This is a genomic window from Cupriavidus pauculus, from assembly GCF_002858765.1.
GTDB classification, from domain to species: domain Bacteria; phylum Pseudomonadota; class Gammaproteobacteria; order Burkholderiales; family Burkholderiaceae; genus Cupriavidus; species Cupriavidus pauculus_B.
This window is the reverse complement of sequence record NZ_PJRP01000001.1, coordinates 972,297-994,401: the sequence shown is the minus strand read 5'-3', so window position 1 is coordinate 994,401 and position 22,105 is coordinate 972,297. Positions and strand designations below refer to the sequence as shown.

The following is a 22,105-nucleotide window of genomic DNA, read 5'->3' as shown; positions in this document are numbered from 1 at the left end:
CGCTGCCCCGTCCGTCGACGAGGAGACCGCATATGTCTACGCCGCAAACCGTTGTCGTCACCTATATCGCCGCGACGGCGGAACAGGTCTGGCAGGCCCTGACCGACCCCGTGCTAAGCGTGAAGTACTTTTTCGGACGCCGCGTCGAATCCGACTGGCAGGTGGGCAGCCCCTTCGTGCTGCGCATGGATGACGGCAAGGTCGACTCGCAGGGCGTTGTACTGGCCGCCGAGCCGCCCTACCGCCTGTCGGTCACGTGGCGCGTGGAGTGGCTGGAAGCGTTCTGCCAGTTGCCCGAGGTGGTGGTCACGTGGCAGATCGACGCGCTGGGCGACGAAGCCGTGCGGCTGACCGTCAGCGAGCTCCATCAGGAACCGCTGGACGAACAGATCCTGCAGGGCGGGCGCAACGGCTGGCCGCTGATCCTGGCCGGCCTGAAGACACTGCTGGAAACGGGGCGCCAGCTCAATGTCGAGGCCCCCAGGCCGCCAACCGCACCCGATGCCCCCTCGGCGCCATCGCCGGCGATGCAGGATCAGTGACGCGTCGGCAGCGACAGGCGCCGTTCCAGCACGTGCTGGAACGCCGATAGCGCCGTGCTGAGGATCCAGTAGATCGCGGCGGCCGCCAGGTACAGCGGTAGCGGCTGGTAGGTGGCCGCGATGATCTCCTGCGACGTGCGCAGCAGTTCGGTCACGGTGATCACCGACACAAGCGATGTGTCCTTGATCAGGCTGATGAGGCTGTTCGACAGGCTCGGCACGGCCAGCCGCAACGCCTGCGGGCCCACCACGTGCAGCAGCGTCTGCACCGGCGTCATGCCCAGGCTGTAGGCCGCCAGCCACTGCCCGCGCGGCACACCCAGGATGGCCCCACGCATGCTTTCCGACAGGTAGGCACCCACGTTGAGGCTCAGCGTCAGCACGCCGGCCGGCGTGGGTTCGAGCGCAATGCCGATACCCGGCAACCCGTAATAGACGACGAAGATCTGCACCAGCAACGGCGTGCCGCGCATGATGCTGACGTACACGCGCGCCATCACTTTGAGAATCCGCTGATTTCCAATCCCCATCAGCGCCACCACAATCCCGATCACCAGGCCAAAAGCCATCGACAGCACGGCGAACTTCAGCGTGAGCAGCGTGCCCTGCAGCAATACGGGAAGCGAATCAATGACGAGCTGGAGCGCGGACATGGCGGGGCTGGGATTCAGTCAATCTGGGGCCGGAATGCCGCGATCATACGTGAAACGCGGCGCCGGGCGACGGGTTGGCGATTTTCGTCTTTCGGGATTGGTTCAGACGGAGGTGGTCATGAAGATGAAGGAAACGTACCTGCAGGTCGACGACGTGGCGGGAAACGGCGATGGCTTGCCCGGGGCAGGCATCACGCAGGACGACGGCCCGGCGCCACGCATCAAGGCGAGCGAAGTCGTGGCGCTGGCGCGGGACATGGGGGTGTCGAAGAAGAAGCTCATTCGTGCGCTGGGGTTTGACCGGGGGGAGATTCTGCGCAAGACACGCGGCGATGAGTACCTGGACGAGCGGCAAAGCGAATTGTTCGCGCACATGCTCGGCATCATTGCCACGCTCAATCATTTCTACTTTGACGGCACGCACGACCACACTTCGCTCGCGGCCCGCCGCGAGTGGGCCGAGTATCTTGATTGGGAGCCGTTTTCCCTGGGCTATCGCCCGGTTTCCGAGTTTCTGCGGACCATCGAAGGACAGAATCTGGTGGCGAGCGAAATCCACGCAGGCTTTTATGGGATGTGCCTATGATCACCGTATGGAGAATTGCCACGGAAGCCGCGTCACATCCCGCGGACGACATCAGCGGGGACGGTGCATATCGGCACGGGGGCGATGGAACCGCTGCGGGACGTCGGTGCTGTACTGCACCGGCTCGGTTGCATTGGCCTGTCTTGAAACGCTGGCACACGTGCGGAAGGGCAAGCCGCCGGCGAACAAGTATCTGGTCCGTCTGGATATACCCGACGAGCTTTGGCAGAACGCCTGCAAACACTCGACCGACACCATCCCCATCGGCTGGGACGCCGTGCCGCCCGGCAAGACCAGTCACGATTTTGGCGAGCAATGGATTGCCGACGGTCGATCCGCAATCCTGGTCGTGCCGTCCGTGATTGCGCCTGAGGAATGCAACATCCTCATCAACCCGTATCACGTCGACTGGAAGCGCATACGCAGCCGGAAGATCCGCAAATGGGTCTACGACTTCCGGCTGCTGCGGCGGCTTTTTACTTGAGCGGCTTCGTCACGTCCGAGCCGAACCACTTGTTCGACAGCTTGGCCAGCGTGCCATCCTTGCGGAGGTCGTCCAGCGCCTTGTCGATGGCGGCGGCGAACTTCGGGTTGTCCTTGCGGAACGGGATGGCGACTTCGGTGTTGGCGCCCGGCAGCACGGCACCCGGGCGCAGCGGCAGGTTGGCCTGCTTGATCAGGTAGTTGACCATCAGGCGGTCATTGAGCGCGGCATCCACGCGCTGGGCGGCCAGATCGCGCAGGTACTCGGGGGCGCCCGGATAGGTCTTGACGTCGATGCCCGGCACGGACTTGGCCAGCTCGTTGTAGTTGCTGCCCAGGCTCACGCCGAGCTTGTGGCCCTTCAGCGCGTCGAGCGAAGCGAACTCGCGCTTGTCGTCCTTGCGCTGGATCAGTTGGGCGGCCGAATAGACGTACGGCGTCGAGAAATCGAGCACCTGCTTGCGCTGCGGGGTAACCGAAACCTGGTTGACGATGATGTCGAACTTGCCGGCTTGCAGGCCCGCGATGATCGCGCTCCATTCGGTCGTCACGAATTCGGGCTTGACGCCAAGCTTGGCGGCCACGGCGCGTGCCACTTCCACGTCGAAGCCGTCCAGTTCATTGTTCGCGCCGCGATATCCGAACGGGGGGTAGGTTCCTTCCAGACCGACCTTGAGCACGCCAGCCTGTTTCACCGTGTCCAGCAGATCGGCAGCATGGGCGGCCGTCGCGGCCAGGCCAGTGGCACCGGCTACCAGGGCGGTGGCCAGCAGGGATTTGAACCAACCCGATCGAATCGTTCGCATATCTTCTCCAGTGGGATGCGGTTTGCTTGCCGGTGCCCCTTTTGAGGGAAATCCGACGGCTCTATGAGCCTATAACGGGCTCCAAGGTACCGCAAATACTATCGATGGCGAAATAACGATTCGATATGGCTATATAACCAATTCTGCACAGCGGGCGGCACCCCTCCTGCCCAAGGCAGGCGGCGCACCACCGGCTGGCTGGCGTCTTACTGGAACGCCTTGTCGTTCGGCTCCGCGAACAGTTGCTTCATTTCCGGCGACAGCGCGTAGTTCATATTGATGTTGCGCGGCGGGATCGGCTGCAGGAACCACTTGGTGTAGAGCTTTTCGGCACGGCCGCTCTTCTGGATATCGGCCACCACGCCGTCCACGAGCTTCTTGAACGACGGATCGTCCTTGCGGAACATGCAGGCATAGTTTTCGGTCTGCAGCGGCGTACCGGCCACCACCCAGTCGGCAGCGTTCTTGGCCTTGGTGCGCTCGCCGTACAGCAGCGGTTCATCCATCACGAACGCCGCCGCACGGCCCGACTCCAGGATCAGGAAGGCCTGGCCATGGTCCTTGGCGCTGGTCAGGTTCATGTTCATGCCTTCGCCATTCATCTTCACCAGCAGACGCTCGCCGGTGGTGCCGGCCGTGGTCACCACGTTCTTGCCCTTGAGCTGCGGGAAGTCGGTCACGCCCGAGTCCTTCTTCGTCAGCATGCGGATGCCGTAGATGAACAGGCTGTTCGAGAAGGCCACCTGCTTCTGGCGCTCGGTGTTGTTGGTGGTGCTGCCGCATTCGATGTCGATCGTGCCGTTCTGCACCAGCGGAATGCGGTTCTGCGACGTGATCGGCGTCATCTTGACCTGCAGGTTCGGCGTGTTCAGCGTCGACTTCACCTTGTCGACGATAGCCAGCAGGTAGTCGTGCGAATAGCCCATCACCTGGTTGCCATCCGAATACGAGAACGGAATGGACGATTCACGATAGCCCAGCGAAATCACACCGCTGTCCTTGATCTTCTTGAGCGTGTCGCCATCGGCGGCGTGGGCGCCGGCGGCGGCACCGGCCAGCACGGCGGCAGCCAGCAGGCGGTGGATGGGGGTCGAACGGACAGACAGTGACTTCATGGTTCGCTCCTTCAAGGGGCTTGGTTTAATAGACTTCAGACTTGAGGCAATCTCACTACCCAACGTACTACTCAACTTCCAGCACAACCCGTGTTGCGTCAGCCTGGCCCGAAAGCCTCAGGCCGACGCTGCACTGAAATCTTCCGCGTCGATGGCCGGCGTGCGTCCCGCCAGCCGGTCGGCCAGCAGGCCCGCGCTGCCCATGGCCAGCGTGAACCCGAGCGCGCCATGCCCAAGGTTCAGCCACAGCCCGCGCAGGCGCGATTCGCCGATCATCGGCAGCCCCGTCGGCGTGGCCGGCCGCAAACCCGCCCAGGGCTGCAGCCCGTCGAGGTCGGCGCCGTTCATCACGTTGCCGAATACCGATCGCGTCTGCGTTACCAGCGTCTGGGCCCGCTCGCGATCGATGACCGCCCCGCCGCGCACGATATCGGCCATCCCCGCCACGCGTAGCGTATTGCCGATGCGCGCATAGACGATCTTGTTGGCGAAGTCCGTCACGCTGATGTGCGGGGCCCGCGCGCCATCGGCAATGGGCACCGTGATGCTGTACCCCTTGAGCGGCCACAGCATCGGCCGGATGCCGGTCGGCCTCAGCAGCGGCACACTGCCGATGCCGCCCGACACGATCACCACATCGGCGTCGATTTCGCCATGATCGGTGCGCAGACCGGTGACACGCTCGCCGCTGCGCACCAATTCGGTCACCCGGGTGCCGAACTTCAGCGTCACGGCCGGGTTGCCTTGCAACAGATGGGCCAGCGACACGCAGAACAGGTGGCAATCGCCCACTTCCTCGCTCGGGGTGTAGATGGCGCCGACGATGTCCTGACGGATGCCCGCCAGCGCTGGCTCCAGCGCCACGGTGGCGTCGCGATCCAGCGCCTGCTGCTCGCAGCCCAGACTGGCCTGGTAGTCCAGCAAGCCGCATGCCGACTCGTAGGCCGCCGCGTCGCGGTGCACTACCAGCTTGCCGCGCCGCGCAAAATCGAATCCACCCCCCTCCTGGCGCGCCTCGGGCCGGTTCACGAAGGCCTGCATCAGGTCGCGCGAATAAAAGGCCAGCCGCAGCAGCTTGCGCGTGGTGGCCTCGCTGGTCGGGGCATTGCACGCCTGCACGAAGGCCATCAGCCAGCGCCATTGGTCCGGGTCCATCGACGGCCGGAAGCGCATCGGCGAATCGCGATCGAGCAGCCAGCCCGGCACCTTCGACAGCACACCCGGCCCCGCCAGCGGCGCCACATAGCTGTAGCTGAGCTGGCCGCCGTTGGCGAAACTGGTTTCCTCACCGGGACCGTCGTGGCGCTCGACCACCGTCACCTCATGACCATCATTGGCCAACCGCCACGCGGTAGTCATGCCAACGACACCGGCACCCACAATCGCTACGCGCATCTGTCTTGCCTTGCCTTCTCATTTCTGACGATGGGGCAGAGCGTAGAACACTGCGCACGGCTTGCCCAATGCCAATACGTGCCAGAATATGTCCCCGGGCTATAGGTACCGCCACCCGGGTCTACCCGTAGTGCAAAGCACCATTTTTCCGCACCAAACCGGCCTTTTTCGGGCACCACAACGATGCGCCTGCGTCAGATCGAGGTTTTTCGCGCCGTCATGCTGACCGGCACCGTCAGCGAGGCCGCGCGCCTGCTCCATGTCTCGCAACCGGTGGTGACGCGCGTCCTGCAGCATGCCGAGGCGTCGCTGGGCTTCCGGCTGTTCGATCGACAGCGCGGCCGGCTGCAGCCCACGCCCGAAGCCCAGGCCCTGTATGGCGATGTCGAAAGGCTATATGGCGAGATCGAGCGCGTGCGGCGCGTATCCGAAAGCCTGCGCCACAAGGGCGCGGGGCGCCTGCGTGTGGCCGCCACCCCAAGCCTGGCCAATCCGCTGCTGGTGCCCGCCGTGCGCCGCTTCTGCGCGCGGCATCCCGAGACCCAGGTGCAGGTGCTGACCCACCACACCAATGAAATCGTGGCGGCGCTGCTGGCCAACCAGATCGACGTAGGATTCGCGTTCTCGCCGCCCCGCCACGAGGCGATATCCAGCGTGCCGGTGGCCACCGGCCGGATGCTACTAGCCGTTCCGCGTGCCCAGCCGTTGCCGGCGGGCGGCAAACGCGGTGTGGTGCCGATCCGCAAGGTGCTGGAGCGCCCGTTCATCGGCTACGACGACGACAGCTCGCTGGGCCTGCTGGTGCGCCAGACACTGGCACGCCATGCGCTGGAGCCGCATTCGACGCTGGAAGTGCAAACCTATTCGCTGGCGCTGGCCCTGGTAGACGCCGGCCTGGGCCTGACGTTGCTGGATCAGTACACGGCGCTGAGCGCCAATCCGGCCAATGTGGCGCTGCATGATGTCCAGCCCGAACTTGGCTTCGAGATCCAGATGCTGCGCGCCAGCCATCGCGGCGCCTCCAGCCTGGTCGACGATATGCATGCCCAGTTCGCCGCGGCGGCCCAGGCCCTGGACGCCACGCTCTCCCACCGGCTGGAAGCCCCGGCCGCGCAGTTCGAGGCAACGACCCGCCAGGCGCCATGACATTGAGCAGACAATTGACAGCGCACCACGCCGTACACCATCATCAATCCGCCCCGACGGGCGCGTGACCTTCCTATGTTCGTCCTGACCCTAGTCCTGCTGGTGCTGGTGAGTGCGTTCTTCTCGATCTCCGAAATCGCCCTGACCGCGGCCCGGCGCACCAAGCTCCAAGTCCTCTCGGATCGCGGCGACCGCCGCGCCACCAAGGTATTGCTGCTCAAGGAAGAGCCCGGCAATTTCTTCACCGTCGTGCAGATCGGCGTGAACAGCGTGGCGATTCTGGCCGGTATCCTGGGAGAAAAACACGTCTCCGACCTGCTCTTCGACGCCCTGCTGCCCTGGCTCAGCCCCGACATCGCCCAGCGCGTGGCCAATATCGGCTCGTTCCTGGTGGTGACGCTGCTGTTCATCCAGTTTGCCGACCTGATCCCGAAGCGCGTGGCCATGACCTTCCCCGAGACCTGCGCGGTCAACGTGATTGGTCCGATGCTGACGATGCTGAGGCTGTTCAAGCCCGTGGTGTGGGTGTTCAATGCGGCCGCCGATGCGATGCTGAAGCTGCTGGGCATCCCGACCAAGCCCGTGGACCAGATCACGACCGAGGACATCGCGGCCATGGTCGATGCCGGGGCCGAGGCCGGCGTGCTGCACAAGCACGAGCTGCACCTGATCGAAAACGTGTTCGAGCTCGACTCGAAGCCCATCACCGCGATCATGACGCCGCGCGACGACGTGGTATTCCTGACCCTCGACGAGTCGGCCGACAGCGTGCGCCGCAAGCTGGTCAAGCAGCCGCACGGGCAGTACCCGGTCTGCGGCAAGACCATCGACGACGTGCTCGGCTGCATGGATTCCAAGGCCATCCTGCAACTGCTGCTGGCCAACGAGAACGCCTCGGTGCTGGACGACATCGGCAAGCACTACGACAAGAACGTGCTGGTGATCCCGGACACGCTCACGCTGTCCGAGTCGCTGACGCGCTTTCGTGAGATGCACGAGAGCTTTGCCGTGGTGATGAACGAATATGGGCTGGTGGTGGGTATCGTCACGCTGGACGACATTGTCGGCGCACTGATGGGCGACATCCTCTACTCGGCCGAGGACGAGCAGATCGTGCGGCGCGATGCCACGTCATGGCTGGTCGACGGCCTGACGCCGCTGGTGGACCTGAAGAAGGCGCTGGAACTCGATACGCTGCCCGGCGAAGACTATGTCGATACCGCGGCAGGGCTGGTCATCTATTCGCTGAAGCGCATCCCGAAGAAGTCGGAGTCGATCACCGTGGCCGGCTTCCGCATCGAGGTGCTCGACATCGACCATCACAAGATCGACCAGCTGCTGGTGTCTCGGCTGACCGCGCCGGGTCAGGCCAGCGACACCCCTGGCGGCATCTCCTGACCGGCCAGCGTCTCGCGCACGATGCCAAGCAGCCGCTGCGCACTGGCCGACTGCGCGCGCAACGGTCGCGTCATCACGCATAGTTCGCGGAGCAGCGCCGGCCCCTGCAACGGGCGGAACAACAGTTCGGGGTTTGGATTGCGCTGATAGGCCAGCGCGGGCAGCACCGAATAGTAGCCGCCGCGCGCGAGCATCGCGAACAGATAGGCGGTGCTCTCCACCTCGTCGTGCTCGCGGGCCAGTTCGGGCCAGTGCATGGCGTGGCTGCGCAAGAAGCGACCGATACCCGTATCGGCGCTGAAGCCCACGTACTTGCCGTGCTGCAACGCATCCCAGGTGACCGGCCCCTCTGTCTGCGCCAGCGGCGAGTCGCGGTGAAAGATCACGCCATAGCAATCCTTCACCAGCGGCGTGTAGTCGAGTTCGTCATGCCCGTGGAACCGACTGTCGATGGCAAAGTCGACCTCGCCTTCCAGCACAAGTTGCTCGGTCTGCTGCGCGGCGGGGTTGCGTAGCGAGATCGTGATATCGGGATACGTGTCCCGAAAGCGCGGCAGGGCCGGCACCAGAAACTGGCCGATCACCGATGACGCCGCGCAGATGCGGATATGCCCACGCTCGCCCTGTGCCACGGCCTGCAGGTCCGATATCGCGCTGTCGAAGCCATTGACCACGCGCAGCGCCCCCGGCAGGAACTGCTCGGCATGGCCGGTCAGGTGCACCCGCCGCGTGGTGCGGTCGAACATGCGAAGGCCCACCGCTTCCTCGAACTGCTGGATGGTGGCCGTCAGCGCCGATTGCGTCACGCAAAGCCGCAATGCCGCCGCCGTGAACGAACCGGTTTCGGCAACGGTAAGGAAGCTGCGCAACTGCTTGAGCGTGACGTTGTGACGCATCGGCGCCGTCTCCGTATTTTTCCGCTGGCCGTGACCAGCCGCCAGCGGCTGCCGGGACTGCCCAATGTGCCGACGCTCGACGAGGCCGGCGTCAAGGGCTATGAATCGCTGTCGTGGAGCGGCGTGGTGGCACCGGCGGCCACGCCGAAGGGCATCGTGCTCAAGCTCAATCGCGCGATCGACCAGATCCTGAAATCCGACGATGTGAAGGCGCGGCTGGTGCAGCTTGGTGTGGAGCCGGTAGGCGGCACGCCCGAGGACTTCGCGCGCCAGATCAAGACCGAGCATGACAAGTGGGGCAAGGTCATCCAGACCGCCGGCATCAAGCTGAACTGACCGCCATAACCGCCACGCCACCACGACGCTCGCAATGCCCACCACCACCATGACCCCCACCCGTGGCCAGACCATGGCCGAGAAGCTGCTGTCGCGCGCCGCCGGCCATGCCGTCTACGCCGGCGACCTGGCCATCTGCGAGCCCGACATGGCGATGGGTACCGATGGATCGGTGCCGATGGCGCTCGATTACTTCCGCGACATGCAGGAAGACAGCGCGCTGCCCGCCCCCGCCCGGCCGGATCGGCTGGCCTTCGCGCTCGATCACTACGGCGTCGCATCGGGCGAGCGTGCGATGGCCCTGCAGGCCAAGGCGCGCAGCTTCGCACGCCTCTTCGGCATCCATCTGTTCGATGTCGCCGAGGGCATCGGCCACCAGTTGCTGCTGGAATCCGGCCGCGTGCTGCCTGGCCAACTAGCGGTAGGGGCCGACTCGCACGCGGTGTCGTATGGCGCGCTCAACGCCTTCGGCTCGGGCATCGGTTCGTCGGACCTGGCCGGCATCTTCCAGTGCGGCCAGTTGTGGCTGAAGGTGCCAGGATCGATCCGTGTCCACCTCACCGGCAAGCTGCCGCCTCACGCATCGGCCAAAGACCTGGCACTGACGATGGCACGCTCGCTCGGTGCCGGCGGCGCCAACTACATGGCGCTCGAATTCGATGGGCCTGGCGTGGCGTCGGTCGATGTGGACGACCGTATCGTGCTGGCCAACATGTCGGTGGAAATGGGCGCCAAGGCAGGCATATTCCCGTGCGACAACCTCACCCGGTCCTGGCTCTCGGGCCGCACCACGGCGGCCCTGAATCCGGTATCCGCCGATGCCGATGCCGGCTACGCGCACACGCTGCACTACCACCTCGACGACGTCGTGCCGATGGTGGCCCTGCCCCATCGAGTCGACAACGTGGTGGGTTTCGATGCCGCTGCGGGCACGCGCGTCGACATGGTCTATCTGGGCACCTGCACCGGCGGTCGCACCAAGGACTACCGCGAGGCGCTCGAGGTCCTGCGTGCCAGCGGCGGCGTGGCGCCCGGCGTACGGTTGATCGTCACGCCGGCTTCGGCATCGGTGCATGCCGAACTGGAATCCACCGGCATGCTCGCCGAATTCACGGCGATGGGCGCCGAGTTCCAGCCGCCTGGCTGCGGATCGTGCTGCGGCACCTGCGGCACGACTCCCAACGACGGCATGCATGTGGTCTCCACCGCCAATCGCAATTTCAAGGGGCGCATGGGCAATCGCGAGGCACAGATCTTTCTGGCGTCACCACGGGCATGCGCCACGGCGGCCGCTACCGGCCACCTGACCGATCCGCGCAACGCCAGCCACTGATCTCGCCGTCGTCCCGGTTCTTCACCCCGCCTCAAGGCCAGCCGTTCATCATGCCACTGTCTCCCACCGTCATCCCGGGCCGCGCACGTCGCCTGGGAGACGACATCAACACCGACTACATCATTTCGTCGCGGCGCAAGAAGGACACGCTCGATGGCAACGTCCTGCGGCACTACCTGCTCGAAGACTACGACCCGGCATTCGCGGCCACGGTGCGCGATGGCGACATCCTGATCGCCGGCCACAACTTCGGTTGTGGCTCGGCAATGGAGGTGGCCGTCACCGTGGTGCTGGCCGCCGGAATTCGCGTCGTGGTCGCGCGCAGCTTTGCACGCACCTACTGGCGCAATGCCGTCAACAACGGCCTCCTGCCTGTCACCGCCGATACCGATCTGCTGCAGGAAGCCGTCCGCGAAGGCGATGCGGTGGCACTGCACCTGTCGGGCGCACATGCCGAATTGCGTGTCGGCAACCCGCACGAGGCGCCGTTGCACGTGATTCCCTGCGAACCGGTGCCGGAAATCGTGCTGACCATCCGCAACATGGGCGGCCTCGTGCCCTACCTGCGCCGCCACCGCCGCTTTGCACACGCCCACGCGCCGCAGATCGGCGCCGGCACGTCGAACTTTTTCTGACCCGGACCGTTCCCATCATGCCCCTGATTGCCGCACGACTGAACCGCATCCAACCCTCGCCCAGCTCGATGGCCGGCCAGCGCGCACGCGAACTGCGCGCGGCGGGCCGCGACATCATCGGACTGACCTCTGGAGAGCCCGATTTCGATACGCCCGCCAACGTCTGCGAAGCCGCCACGCGCGCCATGGCCCGCTCCCAGACCAAGTACACCGATGTGGGCGGCACGCCCGAACTGCGCGCGGCCATCGCCGACAAGTTCCGGCGCGACAACCAGCTGGACTATGCACCCAACGAACTGATCGTCGGCACGGGCGGCAAGCAGATCATCTTCAACGCCTTTCTGTGCACGATCGAGCCTGACGACGAGGTCATCGTGCCCGCGCCCTACTGGGTGTCGTATCCCGACATCGTGCTGCTTGCCGAAGGCACGCCCGTGATCGTGCCGTGCCAGCCCGGCAACGGCTTCAAGCTGGCGCCGGAAGACCTGGAACGCGCCATCACGCCGCGCACGCGCTGGCTGGTGCTCAACGCGCCGAACAATCCCAGCGGCGCCACCTATTCGCGGGCGGAACTGCAGGCCCTGGCCGACGTGTTGCTGCGCCATCCCCATGTCTGGGTGATGACGGACGACATTTACGAACACATCCTCTACGACGGCCGCGAATTCACCACCATCGCGCAGGTGGAACCGGCGCTGAAGGACCGCACGCTGACCATCAACGGCGTCTCGAAGGCCTATGCAATGACCGGCTGGCGAATCGGCTATGGCGGCGCGCCGGCCGCGCTGGTCAAGGCGATGGTCAAGCTGCAGTCGCAATGCACGTCAAACCCGTCATCGATCAGCCAGGCCGCGGCGCTGGAAGCCCTGACCGGCCCTCAGGATTTCATCGCCGAACGCACGCGGGTGTTCCAGTCGCGTCGCGACACCGTCGTGGCCGCACTGAATCGCATCGAAGGCGTGACCTGCCACCTGCCCGAAGGCGCCTTCTATGCCTACCCGTCCTGCGCCGGCCTGATCGGCAGGAAAACGCCTGACGGCAAGGTGATCGAAACCGACGAGGACTTCGTGCTCTACCTGCTCGACGCCCAGAACCTGGCGGTTCTCCAGGGCGGCGCCTATGGCACGTCGCCGTTCTTCCGCATCTCGTTTGCAACGTCGATGGACCGGCTCGATGCTGGCCTGGCACGTCTGCGCGCGGCATGCGAGGCACTGCGCTGAACCGATCCGGAACCCGACCAAAAAAGGACTTACCGATGACTGCCACCCCTTCCGAACGCCAGTCCGTGCAGTGGCCCGCCGGCTATCGCATCGAACCCCGCGCGCCCGGCCCTTCGGCCGCGCTGGTCGCCGCCTTCCGCGAGATTCCAGTGGCCGCGATCAGTGACGCCATCGGCCGCAGCGTCGGCACGATGGGCCTGCACCGTTATCACGGCCGGCTCACCGAGGTGCTGTGCGGCCCTGCCGTGACGGTACGCGTCCGGCCCGGCGATAACCTGATGATCCACAAAGCACTGATGATGGTGCAGCCCGGCGACGTGCTCGTCATCGACGGCAGTGCCGACGTCACGCAAGCCCTGATCGGCGGGTTGATGCGCACCACCTGCGTGGCCAAACGGCTAAGCGGGCTGGTGATCGACGGCGCGATCCGCGATCTCGCCGAATGGGCGGAAGACGGCATGCCGATCTTCGCACGCGGCCATACGCATCGCGGCCCCAGCAAGGAGGGTCCGGGAGAGATCAATGTGCCGATTGCCTGCGCCGGCATGGCCGTGCTACCCGGAGACCTGATCGTGGGCGATGCCGATGGCGTGGTGGCGGTTCCGGCAGCCGAAGCCGAAACCGTGCTGGCGCGCGCCCGCGCAGGGCTGGAACGCGAGGCGCGTGTACGGGAAACCAACCGATTGGGCACAGCGGATCCGGAACGGTTCGACGCCGTGCTGCGCGCGAAAGGACTGCCGGTCTGACGACTGCCGGGCGGCGGCCGATGGTTGGGTGATGGATGCTTGATGGTTGCGCGATGGTGGCCGGATCGCGCGCCCCTTCCCCCGATTCTCGGCATCCGGAGGGGCGGCGCTCAGTCGCTCAGCACTGCCCGCGCTGCTGTTGTTCGCGCAGCCGCCGGTACTGGTCGCTGGCCTGCTCGATCGACTGGCGCGTATGGCGCTGCTGCATGTCGGTTTCCAGCGCGCGCATCTGGTCGGCAATCGCGCCGCACGTCAGCGCCTTCGACGAGGACTGCTGCTGCGCGGCCATCTGGTCGGCCCGTGCCGCCTTGGCCTTGGCCGCAGCCCGGGCGTCCGCGCCGCTGTCGAAAATCGACTGCTCCTGCTGGAGCACCGAGTCATCCTTTCCGATCGTGGAGAAATTGCCACCCATCGTGTTGGTGACGTTGGCAAAGCCGGCCGGGCAGGACGCCGACTCGGTATAGAGCGTGCTGGTGCCTTTCTGGCATTTGGTCGTGGCAAGCGCCTCGCCACCGGCAAGGGCGGCCAGCATGGCGATGGCCATCACGGAAAGTCCCCGGACCGCGTGCATGTCATTCCCCTCTTGTTGTTTGCACGCAAGGTAACACGCCAGATCCGCGCGCACAAAAACAAAACCGACGTCTGTTTTCACAGTACGTCGGCTTGAGTTTTACTACGCTATTTTTGTCTGCCGGTGGTCGAATCAATCGGCAGCTTCTTGTTTTGGCGGAGAGGGTGGGATTCGAACCCACGGTACCGTTGCCGGTACGCCTGATTTCGAGTCAGGTACATTCGACCACTCTGCCACCTCTCCGGTAACTTGGTCGTTGCGTTAGCAGCGAAACCAAGATTATAGGGACATTGCTATCTGCTACGCAAGCCCCTTGTGCAGAAATTTTTATGCTTCCGGTTCCAGGCGCTCGATGCCGCCCATGTAGGGCTGCAGTGCCTTGGGCACGGAGACCGATCCGTCGGCGTTCTGGTAGTTCTCGAGGATGGCCACCAGCGTGCGGCCCACGGCCAGCCCGGAGCCGTTCAGCGTATGCACCAGTTCCGGCTTGCCCTGCCCGGCACGCGCACGCGCCTGCATGCGGCGGGCCTGGAAATCGCCCATGCTGGAACACGAGCTGATCTCGCGGTAGGTGTTCTGCGCCGGGATCCACACCTCGATGTCATAGGTCTTGGTACTGCCGAAGCCCATGTCGCCGGTACACAGCACCACGGTGCGGAACGGCAGTTCCAGCTTCTTCAGGATCGCTTCGGCGTGGCCGGTCATCTGCTCCAGCGCGTCCATCGACTGGTCGGCCGGCACCACCTGCACCATCTCGACCTTGTCGAACTGGTGCTGGCGGATCATGCCGCGCGTGTCCTTGCCATACGAACCGGCTTCCGAGCGGAAGCACGGCGTATGGGCCACGAAGCGCATCGGCAGCTTTTCGGCCGCGACGATGGCATCGCGCACAATATTGGTCAGCGGCACCTCGGCGGTCGGGATCAGGTAGAAGTTCTCGATCGTGTCCTGGCCATCCTCGCCACCCACCTTGCGCGGCACCTTGAACAGATCGTCCTCGAACTTCGGCAGTTGGCCGGTGCCACGCATCGACGCGGCATTGACGATGTACGGCACGTACATCTCGGTGTAGCCGTGTTCCAGCGTGTGGGTATCCACCATCAGTTGCACCAGCGCGCGATGCATGCGCGCCACGCCACCGCGCAGGAACGAGAAGCGCGAGCCGGTCACCTTCGAGGCCGTCTCGAAATCGAGCCCCACCCGGGCGCCGACGTCGACGTGATCCTTCACCTCGAAATCGAACGTGCGCGGCGTGCCCACGCGGCGCACTTCCACGTTCTGGGTTTCGTCCTTGCCCACCGGCACGCTCTCGTGCGGCAGGTTCGGGATCGACATCATCGCGTCGTTGAGCTGGCTCTGGATCTGGGCCAGGCGCTCGGCCGACGCCTTCAGCGTGTCGCCGATGCCGGCCACTTCAGCCATCGGGGCCGAGGCGTCTTCGCCCTTGCCCTTGAGCATGCCGATCTGCTTGGACAGCGTGTTGCGGCGGGCCTGCAGGTCCTCGGTCTGGGTCTGCAGTTGCTTGCGTTCGGCCTCCAGGGCCTGGAACGTGGCCACGTCGAGTTGAAAGCCGCGCGTGGCCAGGCGCTGGACCACGGCGTCGATGTCTTTGCGGAAAAGCTGGATGTCGAGCATGTTGCAATCGGTGTGCAGTGCCGGCGACATGCCGGCGAACGCGACATTTTACTGCACCGGCATGACCCCACAGCACCGAATCTGGCCCGATTTCCTATGCTTTTCGGGCATTCGGCGCCGGATCCTGCCCGTGGCAGGCCCGTTCAGCCCTTGTTGCCGTCTTCGGGCTTGCCCCGGTTATCCCGATGCCAGGCAGCGTCCAGGTCGCGCAGATGGCGCAGCTTGTCGCCAATCTTGCCCTCCAGCCCGCGCGGCGTGGGCTGATACCAGTCCTGGCGCCGCAGGTCGTCCGGCAGGTAGTGCTCGCCGGCCGCATAGGCTTCGGGCTCATCGTGCGCGTAGCGGTAGGCGTGGCCGTAACCCAGTTCCTTCATCAGCTTCGTCGGCGCGTTGCGCAGGTGCACCGGCACCCCGCGCGACTTGTCGTTCGAGACAAACGCGCGCGCCGCGTTGTAGGCGTTGTAGCCGGCATTCGACTTGGGCGCCACGGCCAGATAGATCAGCGCCTGGGCCAGGGCCAGCTCGCCTTCGGGCGAGCCCAGCCGCTCGTAGGTTTCCGACGCGTCGAGCGTGATGCGGGCGGCGCGCGGATCGGCCAGGCCGATGTCTTCCCACGCCATCCGCACGATGCGGCGCGCCAGGTAGCGCGGATCGGCGCCGCCATCCAGCATGCGGCAGAACCAGTACAGCGCGCCATCGGGGTCGGAGCCGCGCACCGACTTGTGCAACGCGCTGATCTGGTCGTAGAACGCGTCGCCGCCCTTGTCGAAGCGGCGCAGGTTCTCGGACAGCGCGCTGCCCAGCAGCGCCGTGTCGATGGTCTGCACACCGGCATTGCGCGCCGCGCGCACCACGATTTCCACGTTGTTGAGTAGCTTGCGCCCGTCGCCGTCGGCCGACCCGACGATCAGGCCCATCGCCTCGTCGTCCCACTGCACGCCGCCCAGTTCGTCGCTGGCGCGCAGCACCAGCTGCTTCAGTTCTGCCTCGTCCAGGCTCTTGAGCACGTAGACCGCGGCCCGCGACAGCAAGGCGCCGTTGACCTCGAACGACGGGTTCTCGGTGGTGGCGCCGATAAACACGAACAGCCCGCTTTCCACATGCGGCAGGAAGGCGTCCTGCTGGCTCTTGTTGAAGCGATGCACCTCATCCACGAACACCAGTGTGCGGCGCCCATGGGCCCGGTACTGCTCGGCGCGTTCCACCGCTTCGCGGATGTCCTTCACGCCCGACAGCACGGCCGACAGCGCGATGAATTCCGCGTCGAACGCATTGGCCATCAGCCGCGCCAGCGTGGTCTTGCCCACGCCGGGCGGGCCCCACAGGATCATCGAATGCGGTTCGCCCGATGCAAAGGCCACGCGCAACGGGCGGCCGGCGCCCAGCAGGTGCTGCTGGCCGATGACCTCATCGATATTGCGCGGGCGCAGCCGCTCGGCCAGCGGTTGTCGGGAACGTTCAGGAGGGTCGGAGAACAGCGAATCCGCCACGGTATTGGAGCCTTTCTGTGTGGTAGCGCCGCCACAGGCGGCACGGAACGCCACAGTGTAGACGATCGGGGCCGGCCCGATATTTTTGCGGCCGCCCCTAAAGTCGGCTCCGATTGCGCCGATAACACCCAATGGCCCGCGTTTCATGCACGCGGGAAGGTCGACGCCGGCACAACGACCGGCGGCTCACTTCAGAACCACTCACTGTTTGCGAAATTCGGGGATTTGTATGCTGCGATACCGCATGCTGATGTTCAAGCTGAACCGGCTGGCGAGCAAGAACAAGCTCAACGGCGTGGAAGAAATCTCGCTGGCCGGGCAGTTTGCCGAACTGATCGAATCGCAGGAAGAGGCCGATCAGGTCATCACCGACCTGTTCGAGCATGAAAACGCGCACGTGCGTCGCATCGGCCTTGCCGCCATCCGCCGCACCCGACGCTACGGCGGCCGCCTACTACAGGCGGCGCTGCTGCGCCGCATGATCGACGTGGAAGGCTGGATCCGTCACGACGCGGTCTGGATCGTCCAGGACGCCGACATGGACGGCGCCGAAGTGCGCGCCTCGCTGCGCCGTATCGCCGCCAATGTGCGCCTGCCGCAGGACGCCGTGCGCGCCAAGCAGAATCCCGCCGACGGCATGCTGCACGCCGCCGTGCGCGCCCGCCAGTACCTGGATGTGCTGATCGCGCGGTCAGCGGCCGCTCACAACGAGGCCCTGGCCGCCGGCGGCGGGCTGGCCGGCGCGACCGATGGCAAGCCATACGCGCAGGACTCGGTTGGCCACATCCGCGCCGTCCACCGCCAGTTGCAACGAAAGATGGCGGGCCGCAAGCTCAAGAGCAGCACCAAGCTCAAATTCCGCAAGGTGGAACCTCGCTACGAGGAAAACGACAACCGACGCTTTCTGCTCTGAGGCGGGACTGGGCGCTCAGGGCGCCCAGTTGGCACAAGGCGGGTCGTACAGCACGACGCTGTTATCCTGGTGGATCGCCGCGACGCACAGTTTGGGATGCCGGCAAAATATGGCGCTTGAGCAACACCTCGGCGCGACAGCCATGATGCGCTGCGCAATGCGCGCTTTGGGATGTCGATCTGAATTCTTTTGAAATGGGGCGCGCCGGGATGGGGGCGCCGTACCATGACTGGCAGCCGGCGCGCCCGCACCGGCCTGACAGGATCAGGAGGACACCACTGCCATGGCCATCACCACCCGCATGCGCAAGAAGAAGCAGTACAAGAAAGCGATGCTGAAGCTGCGCGCTGCCATCAAGCGTGGCAATGAAGAAGCCATCCGCATCCGGCGCGAGCAATTGCAGGCGCTGCCCAAACCGCGCCAGCGCTACGCCCGCGAATCATTGGCGACCTAGGTCGCCAACCTCGCGCTGTCGTTGCGAAGCTGGCTGCGCGGGGTACGTCAGCCCTTGGCCCGCTCGGTCAGGGTCTTCATCGCGTCCGCGGGCAACGGGCCGTGGCAACTGCGGTCCCCATTGGCCTGCCCGACGATCAGCCAGACCTTGTCAGGGGTGCCGGCGGGATGCAGCACCCATGCCGGCCCGCGCGCCGTGTTGCTGGCGGGCAGGTCTTCCAGCACGCCGTTGTGCGGCGACTGGAGCAGCGTGGCGCATTCGTTCTGCGCGATACGCGTGGCTTTCAGGAAGTCGGGGTTGCCCAGCACCTCGGACAACGCGGTGTCCGAGCCGCGCAGGAATGCGTCGACATCGAACTTGCTGGCCTGGCTGTGCGCGCAGGCGGACAGGACCAGCGCAGCAGCCAGCGCGCCACCAGGGGCGGCCAGGCGGGATACCGGGCGCAGGCTCGGCAGTCGGGGGAAGGCGGGGGCGTCTTTCATGGCTGTCCTCTGGCGTCTGTCTGGCGGCTGTCTCGCGCCTTATTGCTTCATCACGTCGGCGCCCTTCGGCACCGTGAAGCGGAAGGTATCCGCCGGCAGCGACGGATTCTTCTGGATGCCCGTGAATGTCAGCATCGTGGTGTTGCCAAACGCGTCGCGCAGTTCCATCGCTTCGAGGTTGCCGCTCTTGAAGCCAATGCCGATGCGCTCGAACTGCGTGTCCTTCGCCTTCGGCGTCAGTTCCAGCCATTCCACGCCATCGCGCGTGGCGCCGTTCTTCACGTCGAAATTCTTCGACATGTCGTTGCTGCCAAACAGGATGGCGGCCGGGCTGGAGCCCAGCGCATTGTCCAGCTTGCGCTCGGTGACCTGGTTCAGGTCCTTGTCGTAGATATAGAGCGTCTGGCCATCGGCCTGCAGCAGCTGGTCGTATGGCTTGATATAGCGCCACGTAAACTTGCCGGGACGCGCGAACGCAAAGGTACCGCTCGACGTGCCGGCCACCTTGGCATCGGCACCCTGCCCCTTGATCTGCTTCTGCGTGAATTCGCCACGGGCGCTCTTCACACTGGTCACAAAGGTCTGCAGCTGGTCGGTGGCGGCAGCGTGCGCGGCCGGCACGGCGGCCAGCAGCGCCAGCGTCGCGCACAGCGGCGCGAGAATGCGATGTCGCATGGATCCTTCCCTTACGATTTGGCTGATGTCCAATTAGAGCACGCCGCGGATCGGCAATTCCGCGACAGGCTGTGACGGGCGTAACGGTATATTACCCGTCACTTCAGCCTGTGCGGAGGGGGACGGCTTCAGTCTTCTGCCGTGGCGCTGCTGCCGGCCGGCACCAGGATGTCGCGGTTGCCGTTGCCCGACATGGCCGAGACCAGGCCGGCCTTCTCCATGTCTTCCAGCAGCCGTGCCGCGCGGTTGTAGCCGATGCGCAGATGCCGCTGCACCAGCGAAATCGACGCCCGGCGGTTCTTGATCACCACTTCCACGGCCTGGTCATAGAGCGGATCGACTTCGCCGCCTCCCCCGCCAATGCCGGCGCCGCCGCCCAGGCTGTCGCCTGCGCCATCGCCATCGACCAGCCCGCCTTCGAGGATGCCCTCGATATAGTTGGCCTCGCCGCCCTCCTTGAGCTTGTCGACCACGCGGTGGACTTCCTCGTCGGATACGAACGCGCCGTGCACCCGCACCGGCAGACCGGTGCCGGGCGCCAGGTAGAGCATGTCGCCCATGCCCAGCAGCGCTTCGGCGCCCTGCTGGTCCAGGATCGTGCGCGAATCGATCTTGCTGCTGACCTGGAATGCGATACGCGTCGGCACGTTGGCCTTGATCAGGCCGGTAATCACGTCCACCGACGGACGCTGCGTCGCCAGCACCAGGTGCAGGCCCGCGGCACGCGCCTTCTGCGCGATACGGGCGATCAGTTCCTCGACCTTCTTGCCCACCACCATCATCAGGTCGGCCAGTTCGTCGATGACGATGACGATCGTCGGCAGCTTGTCCAGCGGCTCCGGGGCGTCCGGCGTCAGGCTGAACGGGTTCGGGATCTTTTCTTCCTTGGCCGCGGCCTCGTCGATTTTCTTGTTGTAACCGGCCAGGTTGCGCACGCCCAGCTTGCTCATGAGCTTGTAGCGGCGCTCCATCTCGCCCACCGCCCAGTTCAGAGCGTTGCCGGCCTGGCGCATGTCGGTCACCACCGGGCACAGCAGGTGCGGAATGCCTTCGTAGACGCTCATTTCGAGCATCTTCGGGTCGATCAGGATCAGGCGTACCTGGTCGGCCTTGGCCTTGTAGAGTAGCGACAGGATCATCGCGTTGATGCCCACCGACTTGCCCGACCCCGTGGTACCGGCCACCATGCAGTGCGGCATCTTGGCCAGGTCGGCCACCATCGGCTTGCCGGCGATGTCCTTGCCCAGCGCCATGGTCAGACTCGACGCGCTCTCGTTGTAGACCTGCGAGCCCAGAATCTCGGCCAGCCGTACGTTCTGGCGCTTCGGATTCGGCAGCTCCAGGCCCATGTAGTTCTTGCCCGGGATCGTCTCGACCACGCGGATCGACACCAGCGACAGGCTGCGCGCCAGGTCCCGTGCCAGGTTCACCACCTGGCTACCCTTCACGCCCGTGGCCGGCTCGATCTCGTAGCGGGTGATCACCGGGCCCGGATAGGCGGCCACCACCTTGACCTCGACACCGAAGTCCTTGAGCTTCTTCTCGATCAGGCGCGACGTGTATTCCAGCGTTTCGGCGCTGACCGTTTCCTGGTGGGCCGGCACTGCGTCCAGCAGCGACAACGGCGGCAGGTCGGCATCCTGCAAATCAGCGAACAGCGGCTGCTGCTTCTCGCGTTCCACGCGTTCGTGCTTGGGCACGGCCTGCGGGCGCACGATCTGCACCGGGGGGGCCTCTTCCTGCTTCACGCGCTGCACTTCCACGGTTTCGGTGCGTTCCACCTTGGCGGCCGCGCCGATGATGCGGTCCTGCTTCTTCTCGCGACGGGCCTTGAAGCCCTTGAACAGCGTTTCGACAAAGCCGCCCACGTGCTCGGCCACCGAAATCCAGGAGAAATGGAAGAACAGCGACAGGCCGATGGCAAACATCAGCAGCAGCAGCAGCGTGGCGCCCGAGAAACCCAGCGCCAGCTGCAGCCAGCCGCCAAGCAGGTCGCCCAGCACGCCGCCGGGTGCGCGCGGCAGCGCCGAGCGCAGCGGATACATGCGGATGGCTTCCAGGCCCATGCTGGACACCAGCGTCAACGCGAAGCCGATCCAGCTGATGGCCGTGCTGTGCTGGGCCTCCGGCACGCGCTCGGGCAGTTCGGCGGTCAGCACGCGCCAGCCGCGCCAGCAACGGCGCATCAGCAGCACGCTCCACCAGTAGGCCGAGAAGCCGAAGATGAAAAAGAGGATGTCGGCCACCCAGGCGCCCACGCGGCCGCCAAGGTTGCGAATATCGGACACCTGGCTGGCATGCGACCAGCCTGGATCAGCCTTGCTGTAGCTGGCCAGCACGCACAGGAAGCCAAGCGTCACGGCAAGCAGCAGGAACCAGCGCACCTCGCCAAGCAGCTTGCCGATGCGCGATGGAAGTGCCGACGGGTCGGTCCGGGTAGTCGTGGTTGCGCGAGCCATGCGTCAGGGTCTGTTCGATCGTGCGAAGTGGACGATGGCGGCCATTTTAACCTTGCCTGACCCTATCGCCTTCATTGGAATTTGCAACAGTCGGCAAACGCCGTGCCACATATAATGGCGGTTTCGAGTGACACCG

Annotated in this window: 23 protein-coding genes and 1 tRNA gene; 12 read left to right on the top strand and 12 right to left on the bottom strand. The window is 65.2% G+C overall.

From position 1 onward, the window contains the following. The first annotated feature begins 32 nt into the window (after positions 1-32). Positions 33-542 (top strand): SRPBCC family protein, encoded by a 510-nt coding sequence (locus tag CYJ10_RS04505; RefSeq protein ID WP_101680313.1) that lies wholly within the window; start codon positions 33-35, stop codon positions 540-542. On the opposite strand, the gene CYJ10_RS04500 is transcribed toward CYJ10_RS04505, so the two are convergent. Further along, complete coding sequence (locus CYJ10_RS04500) at positions 536-1,195, bottom strand: amino acid ABC transporter permease (protein ID WP_101680312.1); 660 nt, start codon at positions 1,193-1,195, stop codon at positions 536-538. The two genes, CYJ10_RS04505 and CYJ10_RS04500, sit on opposite strands and share 7 nt — an antisense overlap. A gap of 118 nt (positions 1,196-1,313) precedes the next feature. Between CYJ10_RS04500 and CYJ10_RS04495 the strand changes: the two genes are divergently transcribed. Both CYJ10_RS04495 and CYJ10_RS04490 read left to right on the top strand, forming a co-directional pair. Beyond that, positions 1,314-1,781 carry a hypothetical protein gene (locus CYJ10_RS04495; protein ID WP_101680311.1) on the top strand — a complete coding sequence of 156 codons (468 nt, stop codon included), beginning with the start codon at positions 1,314-1,316 and terminating at the stop codon, positions 1,779-1,781. A gap of 106 nt (positions 1,782-1,887) precedes the next feature. After that, positions 1,888-2,265 (top strand): RES family NAD+ phosphorylase, encoded by a 378-nt coding sequence (locus tag CYJ10_RS04490; protein ID WP_257993063.1) that lies wholly within the window; start codon positions 1,888-1,890, stop codon positions 2,263-2,265. Here CYJ10_RS04490 and CYJ10_RS04485 read toward each other — a convergent pair. From CYJ10_RS04485 to CYJ10_RS04475, 3 genes are all read right to left on the bottom strand, one after another. Beyond that, positions 2,258-3,070, bottom strand: a complete 813-nt coding sequence (locus CYJ10_RS04485; protein ID WP_101680310.1) for a transporter substrate-binding domain-containing protein — start codon at positions 3,068-3,070, stop codon at positions 2,258-2,260. The genes CYJ10_RS04490 and CYJ10_RS04485 overlap by 8 nt on opposite strands. Before the next feature lie 206 nt (positions 3,071-3,276). After that, positions 3,277-4,185 carry a glutamate/aspartate ABC transporter substrate-binding protein gene (locus CYJ10_RS04480; RefSeq protein ID WP_101680309.1) on the bottom strand — a complete coding sequence of 303 codons (909 nt, stop codon included), beginning with the start codon at positions 4,183-4,185 and terminating at the stop codon, positions 3,277-3,279. Between the two features lie 117 nt (positions 4,186-4,302). Then, positions 4,303-5,580: a D-amino acid dehydrogenase gene (locus CYJ10_RS04475; protein ID WP_101680308.1), complete on the bottom strand. Its 1,278-nt coding sequence runs from the start codon at positions 5,578-5,580 to the stop codon at positions 4,303-4,305. Between the two features lie 183 nt (positions 5,581-5,763). On the opposite strand from CYJ10_RS04475, the gene CYJ10_RS04470 reads away from it, so the two are divergent. Next, positions 5,764-6,726, top strand: coding sequence for a LysR family transcriptional regulator (locus CYJ10_RS04470; RefSeq protein WP_101680307.1), 963 nt, complete (start codon positions 5,764-5,766; stop codon positions 6,724-6,726). Between the two features lie 75 nt (positions 6,727-6,801). Further along, the gene (locus tag CYJ10_RS04465; RefSeq protein ID WP_101680306.1) at positions 6,802-8,124 is read left to right on the top strand and encodes a hemolysin family protein; all 1,323 of its coding nucleotides are present in this window, start codon (positions 6,802-6,804) and stop codon (positions 8,122-8,124) included. Here CYJ10_RS04465 and CYJ10_RS04460 read toward each other — a convergent pair. Next, on the bottom strand, positions 8,091-9,020 hold the full coding sequence (locus CYJ10_RS04460) for a LysR family transcriptional regulator (RefSeq protein WP_101680305.1): 930 nt from the start codon (positions 9,018-9,020) through the stop codon (positions 8,091-8,093). The genes CYJ10_RS04465 and CYJ10_RS04460 overlap by 34 nt on opposite strands. Before the next feature lie 30 nt (positions 9,021-9,050). On the opposite strand from CYJ10_RS04460, the gene CYJ10_RS04455 reads away from it, so the two are divergent. From CYJ10_RS04455 to CYJ10_RS04435, 5 genes are read left to right on the top strand one after another with little or no spacing between them, the layout of a single operon-like run. Next, complete coding sequence (locus CYJ10_RS04455) at positions 9,051-9,356, top strand: Bug family tripartite tricarboxylate transporter substrate binding protein (protein ID WP_374703217.1); 306 nt, start codon at positions 9,051-9,053, stop codon at positions 9,354-9,356. Between the two features lie 34 nt (positions 9,357-9,390). Next, positions 9,391-10,689 carry a 3-isopropylmalate dehydratase large subunit gene (locus tag CYJ10_RS04450; RefSeq protein WP_257993061.1) on the top strand — a complete coding sequence of 433 codons (1,299 nt, stop codon included), beginning with the start codon at positions 9,391-9,393 and terminating at the stop codon, positions 10,687-10,689. Between the two features lie 50 nt (positions 10,690-10,739). Further along, positions 10,740-11,324 carry a LeuD/DmdB family oxidoreductase small subunit gene (locus CYJ10_RS04445; protein WP_101680419.1) on the top strand — a complete coding sequence of 195 codons (585 nt, stop codon included), beginning with the start codon at positions 10,740-10,742 and terminating at the stop codon, positions 11,322-11,324. 17 nt (positions 11,325-11,341) lie between these two features. After that, positions 11,342-12,544, top strand: a complete 1,203-nt coding sequence (locus CYJ10_RS04440; RefSeq protein ID WP_101680304.1) for an aspartate transaminase — start codon at positions 11,342-11,344, stop codon at positions 12,542-12,544. A gap of 35 nt (positions 12,545-12,579) precedes the next feature. Continuing rightward, a complete protein-coding gene (locus CYJ10_RS04435) occupies positions 12,580-13,290 on the top strand; it encodes an RraA family protein (RefSeq protein WP_101680303.1) in 711 nt (236 codons plus the stop codon). Between the two features lie 118 nt (positions 13,291-13,408). Here the strand turns inward: CYJ10_RS04435 and CYJ10_RS04430 are convergent, their stop codons facing one another. The 4 genes from CYJ10_RS04430 to CYJ10_RS04415 all read right to left on the bottom strand — a co-directional run bounded on the left by CYJ10_RS04430 (position 13,409) and on the right by CYJ10_RS04415 (position 16,986). Then, positions 13,409-13,861 carry a hypothetical protein gene (locus tag CYJ10_RS04430; RefSeq protein ID WP_146001987.1) on the bottom strand — a complete coding sequence of 151 codons (453 nt, stop codon included), beginning with the start codon at positions 13,859-13,861 and terminating at the stop codon, positions 13,409-13,411. A gap of 153 nt (positions 13,862-14,014) precedes the next feature. Continuing rightward, positions 14,015-14,104, bottom strand: a tRNA-Ser gene (locus tag CYJ10_RS04425). An 84-nt stretch (positions 14,105-14,188) separates the two neighbouring features. Beyond that, on the bottom strand, positions 14,189-15,496 hold the full coding sequence (serS, locus tag CYJ10_RS04420) for a serine--tRNA ligase (protein ID WP_101680418.1): 1,308 nt from the start codon (positions 15,494-15,496) through the stop codon (positions 14,189-14,191). Positions 15,497-15,639: 143 nt separating this feature from the next. Continuing rightward, positions 15,640-16,986 carry a replication-associated recombination protein A gene (locus CYJ10_RS04415; protein WP_101680417.1) on the bottom strand — a complete coding sequence of 449 codons (1,347 nt, stop codon included), beginning with the start codon at positions 16,984-16,986 and terminating at the stop codon, positions 15,640-15,642. A 229-nt stretch (positions 16,987-17,215) separates the two neighbouring features. Here CYJ10_RS04415 and CYJ10_RS04410 point away from each other — a divergent pair, with 229 nt between their 5' ends. Together CYJ10_RS04410 and CYJ10_RS34035 are read left to right on the top strand one after the other, a co-directional pair. Beyond that, positions 17,216-17,899 (top strand): hypothetical protein, encoded by a 684-nt coding sequence (locus tag CYJ10_RS04410; RefSeq protein ID WP_101680301.1) that lies wholly within the window; start codon positions 17,216-17,218, stop codon positions 17,897-17,899. A 283-nt stretch (positions 17,900-18,182) separates the two neighbouring features. Further along, on the top strand, positions 18,183-18,353 hold the full coding sequence (locus CYJ10_RS34035; protein WP_180862834.1) for a hypothetical protein: 171 nt from the start codon (positions 18,183-18,185) through the stop codon (positions 18,351-18,353). Positions 18,354-18,400: 47 nt separating this feature from the next. Here CYJ10_RS34035 and CYJ10_RS04405 read toward each other — a convergent pair whose 3' ends face one another. The 3 genes from CYJ10_RS04405 to CYJ10_RS04395 all read right to left on the bottom strand — a co-directional run bounded on the left by CYJ10_RS04405 (position 18,401) and on the right by CYJ10_RS04395 (position 21,969). Beyond that, on the bottom strand, positions 18,401-18,835 hold the full coding sequence (locus CYJ10_RS04405) for a hypothetical protein (RefSeq protein ID WP_101680300.1): 435 nt from the start codon (positions 18,833-18,835) through the stop codon (positions 18,401-18,403). A gap of 39 nt (positions 18,836-18,874) precedes the next feature. Beyond that, positions 18,875-19,510, bottom strand: a complete 636-nt coding sequence (gene lolA, locus CYJ10_RS04400) for an outer membrane lipoprotein chaperone LolA (RefSeq protein WP_101680299.1) — start codon at positions 19,508-19,510, stop codon at positions 18,875-18,877. 128 nt (positions 19,511-19,638) lie between these two features. Continuing rightward, positions 19,639-21,969 (bottom strand): DNA translocase FtsK, encoded by a 2,331-nt coding sequence (locus tag CYJ10_RS04395; RefSeq protein ID WP_101680298.1) that lies wholly within the window; start codon positions 21,967-21,969, stop codon positions 19,639-19,641. Positions 21,970-22,105 lie beyond the last annotated feature (136 nt).

Excerpts from the sequence above, each read along its gene's own strand:
- CYJ10_RS04505 (WP_101680313.1), top strand. The coding sequence starts at position 33 with ATGTCTACGCCGCAAACCGTTGTCGTCACCTATATCGCCGCGACGGCG.
- CYJ10_RS04500 (WP_101680312.1), bottom strand. The coding sequence starts at position 1,195 with ATGTCCGCGCTCCAGCTCGTCATTGATTCGCTTCCCGTATTGCTGCAG.
- CYJ10_RS04495 (WP_101680311.1), top strand. The coding sequence starts at position 1,314 with ATGAAGATGAAGGAAACGTACCTGCAGGTCGACGACGTGGCGGGAAAC.
- CYJ10_RS04485 (WP_101680310.1), bottom strand. The coding sequence starts at position 3,070 with ATGCGAACGATTCGATCGGGTTGGTTCAAATCCCTGCTGGCCACCGCC.
- CYJ10_RS04480 (WP_101680309.1), bottom strand. The coding sequence starts at position 4,185 with ATGAAGTCACTGTCTGTCCGTTCGACCCCCATCCACCGCCTGCTGGCT.
- CYJ10_RS04475 (WP_101680308.1), bottom strand. The coding sequence starts at position 5,580 with ATGCGCGTAGCGATTGTGGGTGCCGGTGTCGTTGGCATGACTACCGCG.
- CYJ10_RS04470 (WP_101680307.1), top strand. The coding sequence starts at position 5,764 with ATGCGCCTGCGTCAGATCGAGGTTTTTCGCGCCGTCATGCTGACCGGC.
- CYJ10_RS04465 (WP_101680306.1), top strand. The coding sequence starts at position 6,802 with ATGTTCGTCCTGACCCTAGTCCTGCTGGTGCTGGTGAGTGCGTTCTTC.
- CYJ10_RS04460 (WP_101680305.1), bottom strand. The coding sequence starts at position 9,020 with ATGCGTCACAACGTCACGCTCAAGCAGTTGCGCAGCTTCCTTACCGTT.
- CYJ10_RS04450 (WP_257993061.1), top strand. The coding sequence starts at position 9,391 with ATGCCCACCACCACCATGACCCCCACCCGTGGCCAGACCATGGCCGAG.
- CYJ10_RS04445 (WP_101680419.1), top strand. The coding sequence starts at position 10,740 with ATGCCACTGTCTCCCACCGTCATCCCGGGCCGCGCACGTCGCCTGGGA.
- CYJ10_RS04440 (WP_101680304.1), top strand. The coding sequence starts at position 11,342 with ATGCCCCTGATTGCCGCACGACTGAACCGCATCCAACCCTCGCCCAGC.
- CYJ10_RS04435 (WP_101680303.1), top strand. The coding sequence starts at position 12,580 with ATGACTGCCACCCCTTCCGAACGCCAGTCCGTGCAGTGGCCCGCCGGC.
- CYJ10_RS04430 (WP_146001987.1), bottom strand. The coding sequence starts at position 13,861 with ATGCACGCGGTCCGGGGACTTTCCGTGATGGCCATCGCCATGCTGGCC.
- serS (WP_101680418.1), bottom strand. The coding sequence starts at position 15,496 with ATGCTCGACATCCAGCTTTTCCGCAAAGACATCGACGCCGTGGTCCAG.
- CYJ10_RS04410 (WP_101680301.1), top strand. The coding sequence starts at position 17,216 with ATGCTGCGATACCGCATGCTGATGTTCAAGCTGAACCGGCTGGCGAGC.
- CYJ10_RS34035 (WP_180862834.1), top strand. The coding sequence starts at position 18,183 with ATGGCCATCACCACCCGCATGCGCAAGAAGAAGCAGTACAAGAAAGCG.
- CYJ10_RS04405 (WP_101680300.1), bottom strand. The coding sequence starts at position 18,835 with ATGAAAGACGCCCCCGCCTTCCCCCGACTGCCGAGCCTGCGCCCGGTA.
- lolA (WP_101680299.1), bottom strand. The coding sequence starts at position 19,510 with ATGCGACATCGCATTCTCGCGCCGCTGTGCGCGACGCTGGCGCTGCTG.
- CYJ10_RS04395 (WP_101680298.1), bottom strand. The coding sequence starts at position 21,969 with ATGGCTCGCGCAACCACGACTACCCGGACCGACCCGTCGGCACTTCCA.